Raw genomic sequence first — 3,704 nt, 5'->3', positions numbered from 1 at the left:
GGGCGAGGTCAGCCTTGCGCACCGGGGCGTGCTGTTTTTGGATGAACTGCCCGAATTCGCCCGCTCCGCGCTGGAAATCCTGCGCCAGCCGATGGAAACCGGCACCATATCCATCGCCCCGTGCCGCCGCCCATGTCACCTACCCTGCCCGCTTCCAGCTTATTGCCGCCATGAACCCGTGCAAATGCGGCTATCTGGGCGATGCGGCGCAGGAATGTCGCAAGGCCCCACGCTGTGGGGAGGATTATCAGGCCCGCCTGTCCGGCCCGCTGCTGGACCGGCTGGATATGGCGGTGCATGTCGAACCCATGCCGCTGACCCGCATCGCAGAACTTCAGGGCGGTGAATCCAGCGCCATCGTGGCGCAACGGGTCATGGCGGCGGTGGAGCGCCAGCGCGGGCGGCAGGGCGCGCTACGTAATGCCGAAGCCCCGATCGACGCCTTTCGCATCACTACGCCAGCGCGTGATTTTGCCGTGCAGGCCGCTGAAAAGCTGCGTCTTTCCGCCCGTGGCTTCACCCGCCTGCTGCGCGTGGGCCGCACCATAGCCGACCTTTCGGCGGCGCAGGACGTGGAACGCGGCCATATTGCCGAAGCCCTGGCCTACCGCCTGCGCCGCGTGGGTGGAAAATAGCATGGAGATCGGTTTTTTCCCCCTTGCGCACCCTGCCCCGCTGGACTAATAAGACCCCACCGAAGCGGATGGGTGCGTAGCTCAGCGGTAGAGCATCGCCTTCACACGGCGGGGGTCACAGGTTCAATCCCTGTCGCACCCACCATCCGGCCTCCCCCCTTATAAAACATGACTGTTCCGGGCATCATGCCCGTATTCCGGATTCATGCCGGAATCTGGCCCAGGGCATCGCGACAGCGGACGTAGGACAGCTTGTCCTGAAACAGGAACAGCACGTAGTAATCCAGCGTCCGCCGCCGTTTACGGGTGGGATTGGTGTAGAATGGAAATACATCGAACGGCCCGTCATACCCCTCCGGCACCGGGTCCGAAGCACTGATGCAGCGGATACGGAACAGCGGCGCGTAAACCGTTGCATCCGAATCCGTGCGCCTGACGTGAAACAGGTTGCGACGGAATTTGCGCAACCGGTCGGGCAGGATGAAAATCATGTTCTGCTCGATGAAATTGCCGGGCGGATTCCGGTCGCGCAGGTATTTCATGTCCTCTGGCATATCGCAGAAGAAATTGGTGTCCTGTACGATCATGGTGCGCTCAGGCTCCCTGTCAGCGGCGGGTGTTCCCGCAACCGGACCCTGCGCCGTAACGCGGCCCGGTCCGGATCCATCATGTCAACGCCATGGAACATGGCGTCCGGGTGGCTTGGAATCTGTTCCACGAAACATCCCGTCATCATAAGGAAGTTTCTGGGGCAGCTTTTTCGGACGGATTCCTAGAATCCGAACATATGGTCGGCTGAAAACCGTCCGTCCCGTTCCATCTTGCGGCCATGATAGCCAAACAGGCGGCATGTCGTATCACGGATGATGACATACGCGCCCTCACCCGCGCGTTGCAGGGCCGCCACGCCAAAGATTTCGTGGGGCCAGAGGACACGCGAGCCTGACAGCGGGATGGCGATCTTCTCCCGCGCGATGACCGCGCCATCGGCGGCATGCAGGTAAAGCGATGTATCCGAACACGCACGCCATGCAGCCGATGCCGGATAGATGAGGGTGCAGAAACTGAACGGTTCGGCAATCGCCGCCGTCAGGAACAGCCGGGTGGACAGGCCGGGCGGCGGGCGACATAGGATTGCGGCTCACCGCGATAGGTCATGACGGTATTGAAAATATGCGCGCCGAAGCTGGTCTCGGCGGCATGGCCGGTATCACGGTCCTCATAACGGATCAGGGCATGCAGCCAGCCATCGGCCTGCCCGCCCGCGCGGAAGTCATAGACCAGCTCGCCATGGCCCGCCGTGGTCATGAATTCACTTACGTCGCACAGCATCGCATGATCGCGCGGCAGGCACCCCATGAACCGCGATCCGGCATTTTTCCCCTCCGCATCGAAGCCATCTATCCGCACCGGCAGGGTCTCAAGACTTTCCGCCATGGGCGACGGCAGGACAAGCGTGCGGTAACGCGCGGGATCCGGCACAGGAAATGGCAGCAGGTACCCCCGCCCGAACAAACGCGAATCCAGCTTTTCAATACCCGGATCAGGCCGCAGGTCGGCGCGCTGCACGTTCAGGTGGGCGATACGGGTGCGGGTGCGCTGCGTAATCTCGTAGCGCGGGCGCACCACATGGCCACCGGCACGCAGTTCGATCTGCTCCGGCCATGACAGGCCGGGCATGATCTCCGCCATATGCACGGCCACGGTCTCGTACGGAGCCAGCGGTCGGGTCAGGGGCACATGCCGCGTATCCCCCATGCGGTTGAGGCTCATGCTCCCCGCCGCGACAGGCAGGGCGTGGCTGTTCTGGAGCCACAGCACCACATCCTCCCCCGGTCCGGGGCTGGCAGGTTGGCGTAACGCGCGGCGGGCCACGCATTGGCGTCATGCGTGACCGACAGGCTGGGGTTATCGCCCCGCCCGCGTGTTTCCAGCGCGTATTTGACCACGTCATGCCCTGCGATTCCCATCGCGTGATGAACAGTTGCCCGGTAAATTCAGGCAGGCCGAAACGCTGGCGTATCTCCGCGCTGTCAAGGATGATGGCCTGCCCCGCGCGGGGTACAGCCTGCTCCCATGTATGCAGCACCTGCCCGGCCTGATCGTACAGCCGCAGCCAGAACCGCACATTGTCCGCGCCGTAGCGTGACCAGTAATTGGCGGACACCAGACGGGTGGAGAATTCCGCCGTATCCCGGAAAAAAGCGAGGTTGGTGCCGAAATTCAGCCCGTCGAGGTAGGTATGCGCGACGGACAGCATGCTATCGGGCAGGCGCACCTCCGCCAGCGTGCGCAGGTGGCTGCCCGCGGGCAGCAGGCCCGACAGCCGGTTTTCCATCACCGCATGGCTGAAATCCAGCGCCCATACGGTTTTCGCGGCCATCCGGGGCAGATCGGCCAGCGCCAGCAGGCTCCACGCGCCACAGGGCTGCCCTACCTTAAGCGAATCATGGGTGTAAATGCCCGCGACCTCGATTCTGGCGGGCAGCAGCGCCAGGGCGGTCTGCGCGATCCCGTGCGGGTCATAGATGGCGACCGGCCCGCTTCCTGCCAGATCCGTGGCGAGAATGGCCAGTTTCTCCGCCGCCCACGGATGGGTCAGGGCCTTGTAGGCCATATTGCCGCCGGTTCGCGGGTCAAAGGTCTGAATGCCAAGCATGACGCCTGTTCTATTCCACTCCGTGCATAAGTGGGAGCGTTATTGTGCCGTTACGCAAGGCCAAGACACCGCCGCACCGCCTGTGCCGCGATTTCGGTATCATCCAGCGGCATGACCGGCCATGTCTCCAGCCGCCCGGCAAAGGGCCGGATGCGCCCCGCCTGTGTCAGGTCATGCAGGAACTGCCCGATGCGCCGCGACCGGCCCGGCAGCGCCGCCACCATGACCGGGGCGGATGTCGCCACGGCTTCCGACACCATGGAAACGCTGTCCATCGTCACCACGATGGCGTCCGCGCAGGCCAGCAGGCCGAGATAGGGGTTGGGTCCGGTCTGGTCCCATATCCATGCGCCCATTCCCGCCAGCGCGTGGTGCAGTGCGGCGCTGACCGCCGGATCGGTCCGGCGTGA

Annotated in this window: 3 protein-coding genes, 1 tRNA gene and 2 pseudogenes; 2 read left to right on the top strand and 4 right to left on the bottom strand. The window is 63.8% G+C overall.

From position 1 onward, the window contains the following. Positions 1-635, top strand: a pseudogene (locus tag JCM25156_RS23650) (ATP-binding protein); the annotation flags it as partial. Between the two features lie 70 nt (positions 636-705). Then, positions 706-780, top strand: a tRNA-Val gene (locus JCM25156_RS11045). 58 nt (positions 781-838) lie between these two features. Here the strand turns inward: JCM25156_RS11045 and JCM25156_RS11040 are convergent. From JCM25156_RS11040 to JCM25156_RS11025, 4 genes and pseudogenes are all read right to left on the bottom strand, one after another. Beyond that, a complete protein-coding gene (locus tag JCM25156_RS11040; RefSeq protein WP_025813120.1) occupies positions 839-1,222 on the bottom strand; it encodes a hypothetical protein in 384 nt (127 codons plus the stop codon). Then, a complete protein-coding gene (locus JCM25156_RS32110) occupies positions 1,219-1,353 on the bottom strand; it encodes a hypothetical protein (RefSeq protein ID WP_277909438.1) in 135 nt (44 codons plus the stop codon). The genes JCM25156_RS11040 and JCM25156_RS32110 overlap by 4 nt, the downstream gene beginning before the upstream one ends. Before the next feature lie 54 nt (positions 1,354-1,407). Next, a pseudogene (locus JCM25156_RS23645) lies at positions 1,408-3,294 on the bottom strand (hypothetical protein). 50 nt (positions 3,295-3,344) lie between these two features. After that, positions 3,345-3,704: ELM1/GtrOC1 family putative glycosyltransferase (locus tag JCM25156_RS11025; RefSeq protein ID WP_025813119.1), on the bottom strand; the 360-nt coding region annotated here is incomplete at its 5' end.

This window comes from Komagataeibacter kakiaceti JCM 25156, assembly GCF_000613305.1.
Note: the sequence above shows the minus strand (reverse complement) of the source record. Positions and strands in the feature narration are given on the sequence as shown.